19 protein-coding genes are annotated in these 15,983 nt (G+C 42.6%); 9 read left to right on the top strand and 10 right to left on the bottom strand.

Annotation, left to right across the window (positions count from 1 at the left end):
* Positions 1 to 19 precede the first annotated feature (19 nt).
* Positions 20 to 922, bottom strand: coding sequence for a hydrogen peroxide-inducible genes activator (locus MTBPR1_RS08855; RefSeq protein ID WP_069188667.1), 903 nt, complete (start codon positions 920 to 922; stop codon positions 20 to 22).
* Positions 923 to 1,054: 132 nt separating this feature from the next.
* On the opposite strand from MTBPR1_RS08855, the gene MTBPR1_RS18375 reads away from it, so the two are divergent.
* The 4 genes from MTBPR1_RS18375 (at position 1,055) to MTBPR1_RS08840 (ending at position 3,942) form a co-directional block, all read left to right on the top strand.
* A complete protein-coding gene (locus tag MTBPR1_RS18375) occupies positions 1,055 to 1,180 on the top strand; it encodes a hypothetical protein (RefSeq protein ID WP_276204541.1) in 126 nt (41 codons plus the stop codon).
* Positions 1,181 to 1,354: 174 nt separating this feature from the next.
* On the top strand, positions 1,355 to 1,750 hold the full coding sequence (locus tag MTBPR1_RS08850) for a hypothetical protein (RefSeq protein WP_069188666.1): 396 nt from the start codon (positions 1,355 to 1,357) through the stop codon (positions 1,748 to 1,750).
* Between the two features lie 14 nt (positions 1,751 to 1,764).
* Positions 1,765 to 2,961: a Na+/H+ antiporter NhaA gene (gene nhaA / locus MTBPR1_RS08845; RefSeq protein ID WP_276204540.1), complete on the top strand. Its 1,197-nt coding sequence runs from the start codon at positions 1,765 to 1,767 to the stop codon at positions 2,959 to 2,961.
* Positions 2,962 to 2,991: 30 nt separating this feature from the next.
* Positions 2,992 to 3,942 carry a universal stress protein gene (locus MTBPR1_RS08840; RefSeq protein WP_069188664.1) on the top strand — a complete coding sequence of 317 codons (951 nt, stop codon included), beginning with the start codon at positions 2,992 to 2,994 and terminating at the stop codon, positions 3,940 to 3,942.
* 48 nt (positions 3,943 to 3,990) lie between these two features.
* Here MTBPR1_RS08840 and MTBPR1_RS08835 read toward each other — a convergent pair whose 3' ends face one another.
* The 3 genes from MTBPR1_RS08835 to MTBPR1_RS08825 are packed head-to-tail and all read right to left on the bottom strand — an operon-like array spanning position 3,991 to position 6,040.
* Positions 3,991 to 4,500 (bottom strand): hypothetical protein, encoded by a 510-nt coding sequence (locus MTBPR1_RS08835; protein WP_069188663.1) that lies wholly within the window; start codon positions 4,498 to 4,500, stop codon positions 3,991 to 3,993.
* A gap of 35 nt (positions 4,501 to 4,535) precedes the next feature.
* Entirely contained in the window at positions 4,536 to 5,075 is a 540-nt protein-coding gene (locus MTBPR1_RS08830) for a glutathione peroxidase (RefSeq protein ID WP_069188662.1), read from the bottom strand.
* Between the two features lie 11 nt (positions 5,076 to 5,086).
* Positions 5,087 to 6,040 carry a YbgA family protein gene (locus MTBPR1_RS08825; protein WP_069188661.1) on the bottom strand — a complete coding sequence of 318 codons (954 nt, stop codon included), beginning with the start codon at positions 6,038 to 6,040 and terminating at the stop codon, positions 5,087 to 5,089.
* Positions 6,041 to 6,124: 84 nt separating this feature from the next.
* Between MTBPR1_RS08825 and MTBPR1_RS08820 the strand changes: the two genes are divergently transcribed.
* Genes MTBPR1_RS08820 through MTBPR1_RS08810 form a run of 3 tightly spaced genes read left to right on the top strand, consistent with a single transcriptional unit; the run spans position 6,125 to position 7,913 of the window.
* Complete coding sequence (locus MTBPR1_RS08820; protein ID WP_069188660.1) at positions 6,125 to 6,796, top strand: DUF6134 family protein; 672 nt, start codon at positions 6,125 to 6,127, stop codon at positions 6,794 to 6,796.
* Complete coding sequence (locus MTBPR1_RS08815; protein ID WP_069188659.1) at positions 6,793 to 7,506, top strand: SDR family NAD(P)-dependent oxidoreductase; 714 nt, start codon at positions 6,793 to 6,795, stop codon at positions 7,504 to 7,506. The genes MTBPR1_RS08820 and MTBPR1_RS08815 overlap by 4 nt, the downstream gene beginning before the upstream one ends.
* Positions 7,506 to 7,913 (top strand): nuclear transport factor 2 family protein, encoded by a 408-nt coding sequence (locus tag MTBPR1_RS08810; protein WP_069188658.1) that lies wholly within the window; start codon positions 7,506 to 7,508, stop codon positions 7,911 to 7,913. Before MTBPR1_RS08815 ends, MTBPR1_RS08810 begins: the two co-directional genes overlap by 1 nt.
* Here the strand turns inward: MTBPR1_RS08810 and MTBPR1_RS08805 are convergent.
* From MTBPR1_RS08805 to MTBPR1_RS08785, 5 genes are read right to left on the bottom strand one after another with little or no spacing between them, the layout of a single operon-like run.
* Positions 7,888 to 8,367 (bottom strand): DUF3833 domain-containing protein, encoded by a 480-nt coding sequence (locus MTBPR1_RS08805; protein WP_069188657.1) that lies wholly within the window; start codon positions 8,365 to 8,367, stop codon positions 7,888 to 7,890. The two genes, MTBPR1_RS08810 and MTBPR1_RS08805, sit on opposite strands and share 26 nt — an antisense overlap.
* Before the next feature lie 53 nt (positions 8,368 to 8,420).
* Positions 8,421 to 9,719: an MFS transporter gene (locus tag MTBPR1_RS08800; RefSeq protein WP_069188656.1), complete on the bottom strand. Its 1,299-nt coding sequence runs from the start codon at positions 9,717 to 9,719 to the stop codon at positions 8,421 to 8,423.
* Complete coding sequence (locus tag MTBPR1_RS08795) at positions 9,682 to 10,893, bottom strand: SAM-dependent methyltransferase (RefSeq protein ID WP_069188655.1); 1,212 nt, start codon at positions 10,891 to 10,893, stop codon at positions 9,682 to 9,684. Before MTBPR1_RS08795 ends, MTBPR1_RS08800 begins: the two co-directional genes overlap by 38 nt.
* Positions 10,890 to 11,681, bottom strand: a complete 792-nt coding sequence (locus MTBPR1_RS08790) for a DUF1365 domain-containing protein (RefSeq protein ID WP_069188654.1) — start codon at positions 11,679 to 11,681, stop codon at positions 10,890 to 10,892. Before MTBPR1_RS08790 ends, MTBPR1_RS08795 begins: the two co-directional genes overlap by 4 nt.
* The gene (locus MTBPR1_RS08785) at positions 11,682 to 13,028 is read right to left on the bottom strand and encodes an NAD(P)/FAD-dependent oxidoreductase (protein WP_069188653.1); all 1,347 of its coding nucleotides are present in this window, start codon (positions 13,026 to 13,028) and stop codon (positions 11,682 to 11,684) included.
* 169 nt (positions 13,029 to 13,197) lie between these two features.
* Here MTBPR1_RS08785 and MTBPR1_RS08780 point away from each other — a divergent pair, with 169 nt between their 5' ends.
* Both MTBPR1_RS08780 and MTBPR1_RS08775 read left to right on the top strand, forming a co-directional pair.
* Entirely contained in the window at positions 13,198 to 13,785 is a 588-nt protein-coding gene (locus tag MTBPR1_RS08780; protein ID WP_240492876.1) for a sigma-70 family RNA polymerase sigma factor, read from the top strand.
* A complete protein-coding gene (locus MTBPR1_RS08775; RefSeq protein WP_069188652.1) occupies positions 13,782 to 14,438 on the top strand; it encodes a ChrR family anti-sigma-E factor in 657 nt (218 codons plus the stop codon). Before MTBPR1_RS08780 ends, MTBPR1_RS08775 begins: the two co-directional genes overlap by 4 nt.
* Positions 14,439 to 14,787: 349 nt before the next feature.
* Here MTBPR1_RS08775 and MTBPR1_RS08770 read toward each other — a convergent pair.
* Positions 14,788 to 15,983: recombinase family protein (locus MTBPR1_RS08770; protein ID WP_126465123.1), on the bottom strand; the 1,196-nt coding region annotated here is incomplete at its 5' end.

The raw sequence follows: 15,983 nt of genomic DNA, 5'->3' as shown, positions 1-15,983 counted from the left end.
AGCCAATAGCAGTCATTCACTAGGTAAACAAACCTTCCACCTGGACTTTAAATAAGTCACTAAATTTTATAAATTCTTCACTTAATGGATTGTCTTTGCGCCAGACCATAGCAATGTCACGATTAATATTGTTGTCTGTAATTTCTTTAGTACACAAATCCGTCCGTCCTTTAATTTCTGAAAGAACATATAATTCTGGGAAGAATGAAATGCCTGCACCCATGGCGACCATATGGCGAAGGGCATCTAGGCTTCCACCTTCGTAATCATAAAGAATTTCTGCGCCATAAGTGTCACAGATGGATTTCACTTGATCATGTAGATGATGACCTTGAGTTAATGTCAGAACCTCCTGTCCTTTGATGTCACTTCCTTTTAGGTAACAATGAGTAGACAGCATATGATCCCATGCCATCCCAACATATAAGCGTTCAGTGAAGATGATTTGACTTTGCAAGTTATTCGAAAGAAGCGGTAAGGGCGTTAGGGCGATGTCTAAGCTTCCGTTCTCAACAGAAGCCTGAATATTTTTTGGCATTTCCTCTTTTACAATGAACTTAAGATCGGGGAATTTTTGGTGAAGTTTTGGGACAATATGTGGAAGTAGGTAAGGGCCAATTGTTGGTGGCGTACCAAAACGGATGCGTCCTGACAGGGGATGGGAAGAACGTTCTGCGAATTCTTTAAAACCGTCGACGTCACTTAATATTTTACGCGCCCTTGCAATAAGTTCTTGTCCGACAGGTGTTGGAAAGACGCCTTTCTTGCTTCTTGTGAAAATTGTTACGCCCATACGCTGTTCAAGTTGCATAATTTGCGCACTGAGTGATGGCTGGGACACATGGACTCTTTCTGCAGCTTTTCGAAAGTGCCGCTCTTCATCTACAGAAATGATGTATTCCAGCTGTCTCAATGTAAGCATCAGAAAAATCCTTAATAGGTGTAAACTATCAAAATGAATATGAACAATATATTAGACGGTCTTGTAGCAGATGTGCACAATAGCCTCAAGTTCAAGGCTTAAAACATTAAATGATCGAAAGGACATTATAAAATGACAGATTACGTTTATATCCGAGTTCCGTTTTACATCCCTAAATATTGGGCGTTGAAAGGTCAGTATGATGATCGCCTATCACGGATTTTCAAACATCAAACCGGAGATGAAAAGAGTAAATAATCTGTCTGGTGTTTTTTTAGACATATACCCGAGTAAATAACTCAGTCATTCATAGTGATGGAATGAACCCATCCGAAAGGAGGTGTTTTTACAGAATTATCCCGGACCTCCCCGACAACTAGGTGGTCAGTTCTTGCCTTTACTGACCACCCACTTTTTAAGAAGGAAATGCCCATGTCTATTTTTACACAAAAAGTTACAAATGATGTCCTAAGTGTTACTCATAAATTTGTTAATTTTATTGAGGTCGGGACGCGTAATTCTGCACCTAAAAATAAGAAAATTCGTCAGCAGTATATGGAATGTGAACTCGCTTCATCTAGGTTGATCCTATACGCCAACAACTTGCTAAATAATCTTGCGTCAGGTCAAATGAGTAAAGACAAACGCTCATTCTATATAGATACAGCAAATGTGAATAAATGCTGTGAGGTTCTGGAAAAAAGTCCTCTCTATTACAAGCACCAAGTGTTTGCAGACATCGTAAATACGATTAAGCGATTGCAGCGCGTAAACCGCCCTCCAAAGGTCTCTCCTTTTGGCGGCCATAGTTTCTCATTGAGTGGCTAATTCATTTTCGAAAGGTGAAACAAATGAAGCAGATATTACATAATAAAGATATGCTGGGTGGCGTTTTGTTGATTACTGCTGCCGTTATGGCTCTATTGGCAAATAACTCATTCCTGTCAAACTGGTATGATAGTTTACTACATATTCCCGTGACATTTGCATTTGCAGAATTCACCTTATCCAAGCCTCTTCTCTTGTGGGTAAACGATGGCTTGATGGCTGTATTTTTCTTTCTGGTTGGTCTTGAGATAAAAAGAGAAATTGTTGAAGGGGAACTCTCCTCTTTTGATAAAGCGGCCCTTCCCGTGATTGCCGCGATCGGTGGCATGCTTATTCCTGCCTTAACATATTTGGCGGTAAATGCAGGTAACCCTATGAATATGAGTGGCTGGGCTATCCCTGCAGCAACTGATATTGCCTTTGCCCTTGGGGTTCTGGCCCTGCTCGGTCCATCTGTACCTGTTGCTCTAAAAGTTTTTTTATTAGGAATTGCGATCATTGATGATTTAGGCGCAATCGTTGCCATTGCCCTGTTCTATACAGAAAGCGTGTCAGTCGTATCGCTGGTTATTGGCATGACAGGTTTTGGTGCTCTCCTCGTAATGAATAAGATGGGCGTCAGAGCGTTAGCTCCCTACATTCTTATCGGTATTGCGGTTTGGTTAGGTGTTTTGAAATCAGGTGTCCATGCGACATTGGCAGGCGTGCTTGTAGCACTTACAGTTCCATTGAAAGAAAAGGACGGTTATTCACCGCTGAAAACACTTGAACATGGCTTACACCCTTGGGTCGCCTTCATGATTGTCCCTGTCTTTGCCTTCTTTAATGCAGGTGTATCATTTAAAGGAATTTCTATTGAAAGCGTACTTGCTCCTATACCACTTGGCATTGCTCTAGGACTGTTTGTCGGTAAGCAATTAGGTGTCTTTGTCTTCTCATGGGTTGCTGTAAAAGCCGGAATTTGTCGCCTGCCGAAAAATGTGAATTTTGCTAAAGTTTATGGGGTTGCCTGTCTCACAGGTATTGGTTTTACCATGAGTTTATTTATCGGAACCTTAGCCTTCAGTACAGATGAGCAACTCAATGCCGTGCGATTGGGCGTTATTCTGGGGTCCGTTTTATCAACAATCTTAGGGGTGGTTGTTTTGAAGAGAAGTCTGGTTGAATCAAAATTGACGGTCCCTAAAGGACATGCCTCAGCCAACGTTTAATATCATCAACTGTTCAAGAAAGGTTACGTGATGAAAAGATTTAAGAACATACTTGCGATTTACGACTTGGCGATCGGCTCAGATGAAACATTGCAACGTGCGATAACACTGGCTCGCCAAAATGAAGCACATCTTACAGTTTTGCATATTGTTGAACCAAAACAGGAAACAATGGATTTGCTGTTTGAACGCAGGAAATTGATGAACCGTCTATTTGATAATATGCCAGTTGATAAAAACCAATTTAATGTGCTGGTTAAGTACGGGGAAAGAGTCCATGAAATATTAGACTGCGTTTCCAACAATTCCATCGATTTAATTGTTGCACCAACCGAACGAAATAGCGGTTTTGAAACGCTTGTTGGTACTGACACAACTTCTGAGCTAATGCGAGCTACAGATACACCGATTTGGGTTGTACGCCCCGGCGGGAACCAATTTTATTGTAAAGTTGTTGCTGCTGTTAATGCTGGTAAAGATCATGCACTTGAATGTCAGGCTAATAAACGCATTCTTCAAATGGCATCCTCACTGGCAAAACGTGAGAATGCGGTATTGGATGTCTTGTATGTTTGGAACTTTGGGGTATCAGATGAACAGCGATTAACAAGTGAAATGCATGAAGATGCGAGATTAGAGCTGTTTCAATTATATAGATACACAGCTTTGGAAGAAGTGGTGAACGTAACGAAACATGTCCTTGGAGAACCATTTAATGCAACGCCTGTGGTTAGACAAGGTGATGTTGAAGATTGTATCTTAGATTATGTAAGCGAAACATCAGCAGACTTACTTGTCACGGAAGGCTCAGCCGGTAGCCCGATTATGAACGCGCTTCTTGGCAACAGAAGTCTGAGAATCCTGAATCAGGCCAATTGCTCTGTCCTTGTATCCAGACCCAGAGATTATTTGGACGAATGGACACATAAAATGAAGAGTTCTGACACTTATTCATATTCAAATCAAAAGGTTGATGCCTAATATGTTCTCAGGTGCAAGAAGGGTTTTGGTCCCCTTCTTGCACAGCATTCATACGAGGGCATTGTGTGACCATTGCAGTAAGGCTTGTCGTTGTCGGGGGCGACACGTCCAATCACCACATTCACAGTTTGCCTTAACTTGTGCCGCATGGCGTTTAAAAGCGCGCCAACGTTTAATTTGATGTGCATCAACACCGGGAATGCGTCGGCCCATATAGTATCTACAAAACCATTGAAACCATCCGCGTGGGTCTGGGTTTATAATCCAGCCTTTGCGTTTCCATTCATGCAAGGGTTGGCGGCTTTTAATCTCGAAGTAATTGAGCTCAGGGTTCGCAATATCAGCAAGCTTTGCATTCTCGAACCAATCCTGAGGAAACTCAGATCGGCAATCATTCAAGTACTTTCCTTCAAATACCCCCATTTCCAGCATCAGGGCAGGTGAGTAAAACGGATCAAACCCATCATCAAATGAACGCCCATAAGGGGCGACTATTTCATACTGATAGTCGTGCTGCATTTTATCGCTGACAACGACCATATCACCAATTTTATACATGATTCAAATATGCTTGTGATGTTAGAGAATGGAAATTATCTGGGAAGAATGGCTTCAACCTGTTTTTGAACTTTGGATGAGGATGGGGATGTGGTGGTTGCAAACCAATCCACAAGATTTCCATCACCATCAATTAGATATTTATGGAAATTCCACTTAGGGGCAGCAACAAAACCAAGTTCTTGTTTGGCCCATTTATAAAAAGGATGGGCCTCTTTTCCTTTTACAACTGTTTTCTCAGTCATTGGAAAATTAATGTTGAAGTTTACTTCACAAAATTCTTTGATTTCATTTTCAGTGCCAGGTTCCTGTTTACCAAAATCATTTGACGGAACGCCTAGAACAACCAATCCCTTATCACGATAGGTATCCCACAAGGCCTGAAGTCCATCATACTGTTTGGTGAAGCCACAAAAGGATGCCGTATTCACAACAAGGATAGCTTGCCCCTTGAATTTAGAAAGAGGCAAGTTTTCACCATCGATGGATTGAAAAGAAAAATCGTAAGCTGTCTTTGCATGTGCTGTTGTCATGACAAATCCCAAAGCTAAAAGTGAGAGGAGTAAGATACGCATATTCTTTCCTTCTAACTGTGGTTTCTCAATGCCATTTCATGAGGATGTGGTGAGAGATAAGTTTGTTGCAAGAGGTAGTTTTCATTAAAACGTCGCAACATATGACTGATCAAGGTCATGGGGACGCTTAGGGGAATAAAACCTTGGCGATAGCTGTCAATCGTATTGGCTAATTCTTGACGGCCTTCTTTGCTGAGATGATTCTTCAAATATCCGGCCATATGAGTAAGGGCATTATGATGGCGTCCTTTTGAGGCTTTGTTATTAATGCCCGTCATGAATGTTTTGAGATAGATCATGTGGAACTCTTCACGGGTATATGTTGCCATATTACCAACAACTCGGCCAAGCTCTCGATAGGTCTTTGGGCAATGTGCCATCAGAAGATATTTCTCGCGTGAATGGAACTCAATAACATCCTTGCGAGTCCAGTTTTCAAAGAAAAGATCTTTAACACGCCTGAATGCAAAAATACGTGTTATAAAGCTTTCCCGCAATACAGGATCACTTAACCGACCATCTTCTTCAACAGGTAGTTCAGGGAATTTATCCATAATGGCTTTGGCAAAAAGGCCTGTGCCACGGCGTTCTGCGGGTTGGTCATTCTTGTATATTTTAACTCTGAAGACACCACAGCTTGGGGAATTTTTTGTAAAGACAAAACCATCTAGATCAAGTTGGTCGAGTTGATCGCTCCAATCTTTGGCATAGGCGTTCATGGTCTCTGTATAATCTTCACCAGACTTCGGGGCACGCATTCTTACATTTTCATTTTCATCATATTCAAGTCGCACGGTTTCTCTTGGAATTCCCATGCCGATTGCCACTTCCGGGCAAGTTGGGAAGAAGCTTGCATATTCTGCAACCGTTGTGCGCAAGAAGTGATTTTGACAATGACCACCGTTGAAACGAACTTCCTGTCCCATAAGGCAGGCTGATACGCCGATATTTAATTTCTGATCCATAAGCTGAAACTCCAAAATAAAAACAAATCCAAATTGCCAAGGTGGTCGTATGAAGTTTGTACGCAGCATTAAAAGGTTTGGATCATGCGCTTCATTACTTTTCTTCTGTTGACCCTGTTTACAGGACCGACAATTGCTTCAGCGATTAATCCAATCTCACTATATGGAGAAAGGATTGAATTTGATGTGGTGCGTGAAGGTGAGGTTGTTGGAGAGCATATCACCCGGTTCCAACAGGTTGATGATGAACTGCGTGTTTCATCAAATATGAACATCGATATCTTTATTCTGTTTCTTCCTGTCTATTCCTTTGATTACAGAACCACTGAAAAATGGGTTGAAGGCAAGTTGGTGTCCTTGGATGTCAATGTCGTTGATGGATCAGATCATTTGTCTTTTAAGGCACAGCGCAAAGATGCTGCTTTGGAAATCCAACTAAAAGACCGCATCGCAGAGATCAATAAACCTGTTTTCACAACCAACCATTGGAATGCAAATGTTGTTAAAGATAATCAGGTTCTAAACACGCTTACTGGAAACCTGAATGCCGTGACCATTACCCCTAAAGGTGAGGAGGAAATCATTGTTTCCAATGGGTCACTCAACGCGCAGCGTTATGATTATTCAGGTGACTTAGAAGACACTTCTGTCTGGTATGACGAAATGGGGCGTTGGGTAAAGCTACGTTTCCTTGCGAGTGACGGATCAACCATCGAATATCGCTGTCGCACCTGTAAGGCCGGAGGAGCACAATGAAAAAGGTATGGATCACTGGTGGGGGCAGCGGCATTGGTAAAGCTTTGGCCTTGAGGCTCGTTGAAGAAAAATATCAGGTTTTTATCTCGGGTCGTAATATGGAAAAGCTAGTGTCCGTTGGATGGGGAACCATTCCTGTTCTTTGTGATATTACGAATACAAAAAATGTGAAGAATGCATTGGATGAAATTGGTCCAATTGATTTGGCTATTTTAAATGCGGGTACCTATGAACCAGGACCAACAATAAATACATCAATAGAAAATATGTACCATGCCATGGAGGTGAATTATTTTGGAACCGTAAACTGTATACAAGCTTTATTGCCTTATATGAAAAAACATGGAGGTCATCTTGCTGTTGTCGCATCGCTTGCAGGTTATCGTGGTCTCCCAAATGCATCTGGTTACGGGCCAAGTAAAGCAGCCGTGATTAACCTGTGTGAAAGTATGAAGGCAGAACTTTATGATACACAGATCAAGTTGCAGCTCATCAATCCGGGGTTTGTTAAAAGTCCGCTTACTGATAAAAATAGTTTTGACATGCCGTACTTGATGGAACCTGATGAAGCGGCAGCAGAAATTATCAAAGGGCTAAATTCAAATGCCTTTGAAATCGCTTTTCCTTCCCCATTTGTTAGGCAGATGAAAATTCTCAAATGGTTGCCAGACAGGTTCTATTTTCCCTTGATCAGAAAGCTTGTAAAATAATGAAATATATTGAACTTTTTGAAAAACTTACACCTGAAGCCATTGCCAATTGCGACGAGATCATCAATCCTGATATTCGTTTTAAAGACCCGTTTAATGATATTCGCGGTATTGACCTTTTCAAACGCATGATGTTCAAAACATTGGAAGATGTGCAGCAACCTCAATTCCATATTGTTGATCAGGCTTGTTCAGAAACACGTCATTATGTGCGCTGGGATTTTGAAGGTCGGGTTAAAGGTCTTGGTCTGTTGAACTTAACGGGCATGAGTGAGATTACATATGATGAAGACAAGCGCGTGATCGAACATATTGATCATTGGGATGCTTCAGAACAGCTTTATGAGAAACTTCCCGTGCTGGGTTGGCCCATCACCTGCATCAAGAAGCGTTTGCAGGTTTCGTAAAGAACAGGCTCACTTGACCAATATTTATGCCCCACTTGGTAACTTGGGCGCGGTTGATTAACACGTTGCCTTTTTGCAGGAACATCCAGTCATCAAACTTTACACGAAACGTTGAGTCACCAACTTTCAAATCCATATCATAGGCCCAATTCAGCGCATTGCCTGCTGCAATACCAGTTGCAGTCCCAACAACGTCATCTGCGCGTCCTTCATAGGTATTTTCGCCCTTTTGCTGAATGTACCAAATACGTTGATCTTTCTCACCATCGCTATAATCAAAACGCTCATCCAAGGTGAGCTGATTGCCTTCTACAGTGCCGTTGATCGCAATCTGAAACTGGCGCCGCACTGTTCCAAAACGATCTTCAAAAATACCCCAGGCCTGTGTCTGGCCTTTGAAATAATCAAACAGATCGAACTTGGGGTCAGTATTGGCGAAATCTTCAGGTTTCATAGAACTACATCCAGTTATACATAAACAGATGCCGATAATTACACTTAGGCGTTTCATATTCTTTTCTCCAACGCATGTTGTACGGCACGGTGCTTGTTATGTGTCAGTGGAAAGCCCCACATCAATAGAACTGCACCTATCTTTAATACGATGGGAAGCCCCGCGTAGATCACCATTAAAGCTGTTTTTGATGCGGGTGATCCGCTGGAGAGATCAAACAGATCAAGGATAGGAAATGCAATTCCAACCGCCAACCCAAGGGCCAATTTGGTTGCCATGCTCCAGTAAGAAAAAAGCGTGGCTAAACGTTCTTTATTGAAACGAAAACGATCCCAATCTGCGCAATCTGCTTGGATAGAAGGCGGTAAGGACAAGTCACTGCCTAAAGCTAAGCCAGTTAGCGCACATATAATCCCAAAGGCGATAACATCACCTATCCCCAGAAAAGGAACGCCTGCAAAGACAACACAAGCCCCTAACATGGAAATGCACCAGACCTTATGTTTGCTGAAACGTTTAGCGAGTGATAACCACAAGGGAATACCAAGGATTGCAAATAGAAAATAGACAAACAGCAGATTGGCTTTTGTTTCTTCTGTTGCCCCGAGAATGTAGGTGAGGAAAAGAGGCAAGCACACAGCCGGAAGACCATTGGCAAGCCCGTTTAAAAACCATGCACTTAACACTCTGAGGAAAACTTTGTTATTTGAAGGAAAGCTGAATTTTTCAATCTTTTGAACAGTGCGACCTTCTGGGACCTGCCATAGTGAAAGTGTAAAGACAAGAAAACCGATACATACTGTTATCCATACCGTATAGGACAGACGTGTGCTTTCTTCATAATGGCTAAGCACGATCCCAAGACCACCGATGGCAAGAATACCGACCAGCCCCGCACCTTCGCGAAAGCCATTTAAGCGGGTGCGTTCATGGTAATTTGGTTCCAGTTCAGCAGCCCAAGAAAGGTAAGGTATTTGAATGGCTGTCCATGCAAGATACAGCAACAACCCCCAGGTAAATAAATAGGCAACACCCACACCATCAGGTGGGGTGAACAGCGCGATTAAAGCAGGTGCACCAATCAATCCTCCAATCGCAATGGGGAGTTTGCGTTTTCCAAATCGTGCTGGGATATGATCTGATATCCAGCCAAGAAGAGGATCGCTGATCACATCAAATAGGCGCAACAAAAGAAGGACGCTGCCTACTGTTGCAAGACCTAACCCAACCGTTTCGCCATAGAAGGAGGGGAGGAGGACGAACACGGGGATGGTTGGAAAGGCCAAGACAAAAGCAGGCAGCGCGTAAAGGGCCTTATGCGTTGTCGTTGACGATTTTGAATAAACCGACATCAATGGTCCCGGCTTTAAAACCGGCCTCGCAATAAGACAGATAATATTCCCACATCCGTTTGAAGCGGGTATCAAAACCAAGCGGCTTTATGTCATCCCAAGCATGTTGGAAATTCTTTTGCCAAATCTCACATGTTTTGGCATATGATGCACCGAACAGGTGGGTATCTATTAGGGAGAGGCCATTTTTATCTAGCGTTTTTTCTAAGGCTTCAACACTGGGTAAAAGACCACCGGGGAAGATATAACGCTGGATGAAATCAACGTTCTTGCGGTAACTTTCAAAACGCTCATCTTCAATTAAAATGATTTGTAAAACAGCAACACCACTGGGTTTGAGAAGCTTTTTAACAGCCGAAAAATAGGTATCCCAATTTTCATAACCAACAGCCTCAAACATCTCGATGGAAACGATCTTGTCATATTGGCCTTCTGCATCACGGTAATCCGTTAAACTTGCAGATGCCAAGTGATCTATTCCTGACTTTTTATAACGGCTTTGGGCAAAGGCCAGTTGTTCACTTGATAAGGTCAAACCTTCAATCTGACAGTCATATTCTTCTGCTGCGATTTGTGAAAAACCACCCCAGCCACAACCGATTTCCAGAACCCTTTCATCTGTCTTAAGTTCAGCCATATCAGCAATGGTGCGATATTTATGAAGTTGCGCTTCTTGAAGGCTTTCTCTTCCCCTAAATAAGGCAGAAGAATAGGTCATACTGTCATCTAACCATTTGGCGTAAAAGTCATTCCCCAAATCATAATGATACGAGATATTGCGTTTGGAGCCTTTTTTAGAATTGGCGTTCAACATGTGACGCAAACGATTAAGGCTTCTAAAAAGCCAACCGCCTTTGTTATCCAAAGCAAAGGCATCTTCATTGGCTAGAGCGAGATCAAATAAGGCGGTCAGATTAGGGCATGCCCAATCGCCTTCAAGGTAGCACTCAGCCAATGCCACATCACCTTGCATGATCATTTTTGATAGGGGGTTGTAGTTTTTTAACATCACCGTTGCATGAAGATCACCTTCCCCAAAATGAAGCGTTTGACCAGATGGCAGTGTCAAAGATAATCGACCGTATTTGATATTGCCAAGTTGGCTACTGATTGCACGAACCCAAGGGTTTGACGTTTCAGATAATGAGAGAATGCTTACACTTGTCTCACTCATGACTTGGGCTCCATTTGATTAGAGGATGATACAAGGGTTACAGGATGGGATGGCACTGGGGGACGGGTGACAAGTTTTAGCCCCTTTTTCCAGAGTTTGAGGGCTTCCCAGTGAATGCCCAGAATGATTTTCACCGTCATCAAAGGGTATCTGGCAAGGATACGAAGTAAAGATGCATCACTTAAGGGCGTTTCTGTTCCATTGAAATTGGCTTTCAACAAAGTCCCATCCTCATCAGATTGGGTAATCGAAACTGAAATCTTATCCTGAGGTGGAACCATGCGAAATGCGTATTCAGCATTCATTTCCATGAAAGGAGAGACATAAAAACTTTTTTGGCATTTTTGTTTGATCACCCCATCAGATGAGCTCTCCGCAGGAATGACATAACTGTGCCTTTCGCCAAATGTATTACTGACTTCATAGATAATGGCTTGAAGGTTTTCATCTTTTGAATAACAGTAATAGACACTTAAGGGGTTGAAAACATATCCAAAAAAACGGGGATAACACAGCAGTCGAATTGGCCCGCCTTCAATGTCAATCTCTGCCTCATTCAGAATGTTTTCCACATAGGGGCGCAATGGTTTGTCCTCACCCGTGCCATGGTCTTTATTCCAAAAGGACACGATGTTGAGACGGTTATAGGCAAACAACTTGAAACTTTTATCTAGCTGATCCAGCTCATCCAAATCGAAAAGAAAACTACAGACTTTGTAATTTAGCTCGTGAATTTTGGGCTTGAAGCGTTTGTGATAAACTTTGCCTTCAAAGATTTTAGAAAACATTTATGCAGCCTCCTGTTTCATAAGGTTAGGCCAATCTTTTGGAAGGTTAATCCGTCCAGACTCATTTTCCACCATCCAAGGACGTTTAACTCCGCCAAGGGCTTCGCCAACGGCCAGGCCAGATTGCAGTCCATCTTCATGGAAACCATGCCCAAAATAACTGCCACAGAACCAGATGTTTCTTTTGCCTTGAATATTCCACATCATGCGCTGGGCGGATACGGCGTCTTGATCAAACATCGGGTGGTGATAAAGGAAGCTTCTGATGATCACTCCATCTTTTGGAAGGTGTGTCGGGTTCAAGGTAACGAAATAATCCGTATCCCCTTTAATGTGCTGAAGGTTGTTCATCCAGTAGGTCACGCAGACATCATCTTTATCTTCGACTTCTTCACTGAGATAATTCCAGCTTGACCAAGCTTTGCGATTTTTGGGCATGAGGGACTTATCAGTATGTAAAATGGCGATGTTTGGCTGATAGGTAAAAGCACTCAGCAGTTTTTTTTCTGCCGCATCTGCATCTGCTAACATTTTCAGTGCTTGGTCTGCATGGCAAGCGAGTACCACATGGTCAAAACGTTCAATCTCGCCATTACGATCTTCAACACCAACACCGCTACCATATTGCCAAACCTTAGCAGCCCCTCTGTTCAGGGAGATATCCCCTTTGAAATTCCGCGTTAATTTATCAATATATTGGCAACTCCCCCCAACAACCGTGCGCCATTTTGGACGGTCTGCGAGTTGCAGAAGTCCGTGGTTATCGCAGAAACGCAGGAAGGCTTCTAATGGATAGTCCATCATGGTTTCTACAGGGGTTGACCAGATGGCAGCTCCCATGGGCAGCAGATGGTCACGCTGAAAGCTCTCTGAATAATTATTTTGTTTCAGGAATTCGCCCAATGTAACATTGGGCATTTGATCCATAGAAAGAAGGCTCGGGGCCTCTTTATAAAAGCGAAGAATATCTTTAACCATTGCCCAGAAACGTGGACGAAATAGGTTTTTCTTTTGGGCGATTAAACCCCAGATGTCACTACCCGCATATTCAAAATCGCCTCTTCCAACGGATACACCAAACGACATATCTGTTTCTTGTGTTTCAACACCAAAATGATCAAACATGGCAATCAGGTTTGGGTAATTTTTCTCATTATAAACAATGAAACCAGTATCAACGCCAGTACCATCCACATTCACTGTATTCGTATGACCGCCAATACGATCATCTTTTTCAAAAATGGTGACATCATGGTTCATCGAAAGCAGCCAAGATGCTGACATCCCGGATATACCTGTACCAATGATGGCGATCTTTAATCTTTTAGGTGTTGGTGATGTGATCATGTGAGTTCTCCGTATTGGCGATGTAATTGTTACGCAGGAGAATTTCAGTTGGATCACGAATATTAGAAAAAAATTGAAATTATTATTTTCATTCATAAATGCAATTAAGTGGTGATCCAAATGTCATCCCGTCTCGTAAAAGAAAAAACAACACGATTTAGGATGACCCGTGCAGGATCAAAAAGTTCAATCAGAACAAACTATACAACGTGATTCAAATGAATTGACTGCGTTGTTGGTTAAAGTTTCTAAAGAGAGAGACAAACAGGCTTTTGCAGCCTTGTTTGAACATTTTGCCCCCCGCGTAAAGTCCTATGTCTTTAAGCTTGGAAGTGACGAGACAATGGCGGAAGAAATAGCACAACAAACTCTTTTACAGGTATGGCGCAAAGCCCATCTGTTTAACGCAGATATGGCAGCAGCCAGTACATGGATTTTCAGGATTGCCAGAAATTTACGCTTGGATGTTCTCAGAAAAGAAAAGCATTTTGATTATGATGATCATGATCTGACAGAAATTGAAGACAAGCGAGATAATCAGGAAAAACAGCTGGATCAAAATCAACATGCTCACATTGTCAGAACTGCCCTTCAACAATTACCTGCAGAACAGATTGAAATTGTGAGGCTCTCTTTTTATGAAGGGCTCAGTCATGGTGAAATCTCTAAACATCTTGATGTTCCACTGGGCACTGTAAAGTCACGCATGAGGCTCGCTTTCAAAAGGATCAAAGATAGTGTAGGAGAGGTGCTATGACCATTTATCACCATCTCAATGACGAAACCTTAATGGCCTATGCTGCTGGTTCTGTCTCTGAAAGTATGAGCTTTGTTATCGCAACGCATCTTTCTCTTTGCCCCAATTGCAGAAATAAAGTCATAGAAATGGAAAGTCTGGGGGGCGTTGCTTTGGAAGATGAAACGCAACTTGCTATGCAATCTGGCGCACTAGATACAGTTTTAGGAATGCTGGATGATGATTTTTCTAAAGAAAAACTGACACCCGCAAACGATCAAAACAAATCCGATATTCCCATGCCGTTGGCTCAATATATCCCATCTGAATTAAACGAAATTAAATGGAAAAATATGGCACCAGGTATCAAAACTTTTCCTTTAACTGAGGTGAAAGCTGGGAGCGGCTCCGTTCGTCTGTTGAAAATATCACCGGGTGTGACAATTCCAGAGCATAGCCACAGTGGTTCTGAACTTACACTTGTCCTTAAAGGGTCATTTAGTGATGAAATTGGCCGCTTTAAAGCAGGTGATATCGCGGATTTAGATGACGATACAAATCATCAACCCATTGCCGATAGCTCAGAAGATTGTATCTGCCTCGTCGTAACGGAAGGTCCACTACAATTCAAAGCGCTGGTACCAAGACTCATGCAATATTTTGTGGGTATGTAACTGAACTATCCAGTTTAAGGTTTTAAAACTGATAATAGTATCTAAAAATAAAAATGAGCAAGCATGGTTTTCTTTCGGTTTGGGTCAAACTCGGCCTAAAGAATCTGATGCCAGTGTGTGTCTGCTTTACCTTTAACAGCTGTCTCTTATGTTTTGATATCAGACTATCGAAAGCTATGAGATTTGAGCCAACGTGGGAGAGGTCTATCGGTATTCTTCTGGTGAGAAGTGTGTTCGACTGTAGTTCGTATGGATATAGCTCAACCAAAACGAAGTATTGTTTTCGAACTTGGAACCTATGGATTTATAGCAGCCGTATAATTGCGCTCAAGACCCTTAAGAAATAGGTTCAGGCACTGAATTTGAATGTTGGGGAAAGGTTGTATCTGGCCCCCGCAACCAACTCAACGAGAACCTCACTGTTTTTGGCAGTGGGGTTTTTGTTTGCCAGCTTGATTAGGGCCGGAAGCTCGCCGTATAGCTCGATTTGCGGCTCTTTGTCAGTTGGGATAGCACGCGCTTCTTTAATGAGGCCTCTAAGGGCGTTAAACGCTTCTGCATTACCATTATCATCCATCAGGGCATCAGATAGGGCCGCAACCTTGTCTCGGTACATTGTCGATAGACATGGATGCAGACGAGGCAATGAACTTGGATGAACTGCAAGCAGTTGTTTTAGTTCTTTACTGCGATTGTCTAACTCAATCATACGGGCTTTAACTTTTTCCGCTGGAACACCGGAGCAGATGGCATCAATAAGCTTTTCTGTCTCAGCATCAACTTTCTTAAGTTCTTTTTCCATAAGAATACGTTTCTTATCCTGTCTTCTTGCCAGCTTGTTAAGCTCATCATGGAAAGCGTTTACGAACTCTTCTACATATTCAGGCTGCATCAAATTATCTTTGAGGCCTTTTAATACGATGGCTTCAATCTTCTTCTTATTCAGAATGCGGTGGTTGTCACAGGTGCCTTGGTTTTTGGCATTGGAACAGGCGTAGCCGTTTCCATAAATTGAATATGCCCCGCCACAGCAAGAACATTTAAGAATACCAGATAGGAAGTGCTTCGTTCTGCGCGCACCTTTTGGATGGACCTTACCTGTATCTGGATCAGTTACCTTACGACGCATTTCAAGTTGCTTCTTTTTAACAGCATCCCAAAGTTTAGCCTCGACAAAAGCAAGGCTAGGCACATCCTCAACCACCCATTCATTTTCAGGGTTCATGCGTGATTGGCGTTTGCCTGTCATCGGGTCTTTGATGAAGCGTTGACGGTTCCAGATTAAACGACCGATATAAAGCTCATTGTTGAGAATACCTGTACCTCTACGCCAGTTACCGTTGATGGTAGATGGGTTCCACATTTTACCTTGTGGACCTTTGACACCTTCATGGTTTAGGTCATGGGCAATTGCGCGAGGCGAACGGCCTAAGATATATTCTTGCATGATGCGACGAACAACCGCAGCTTCAACCTCGTTAACTTTGCGCTTTCCACAGACATATTCACCATCGGGGTGGCAAGCCCCTAGTATTGTAGACACAC

The organism is Candidatus Terasakiella magnetica, assembly GCF_900093605.1.
Lineage (GTDB): Bacteria > Pseudomonadota > Alphaproteobacteria > Rhodospirillales > Terasakiellaceae > Terasakiella > Terasakiella magnetica.
Note: the sequence above shows the minus strand (reverse complement) of the source record. Positions and strands in the feature narration are given on the sequence as shown.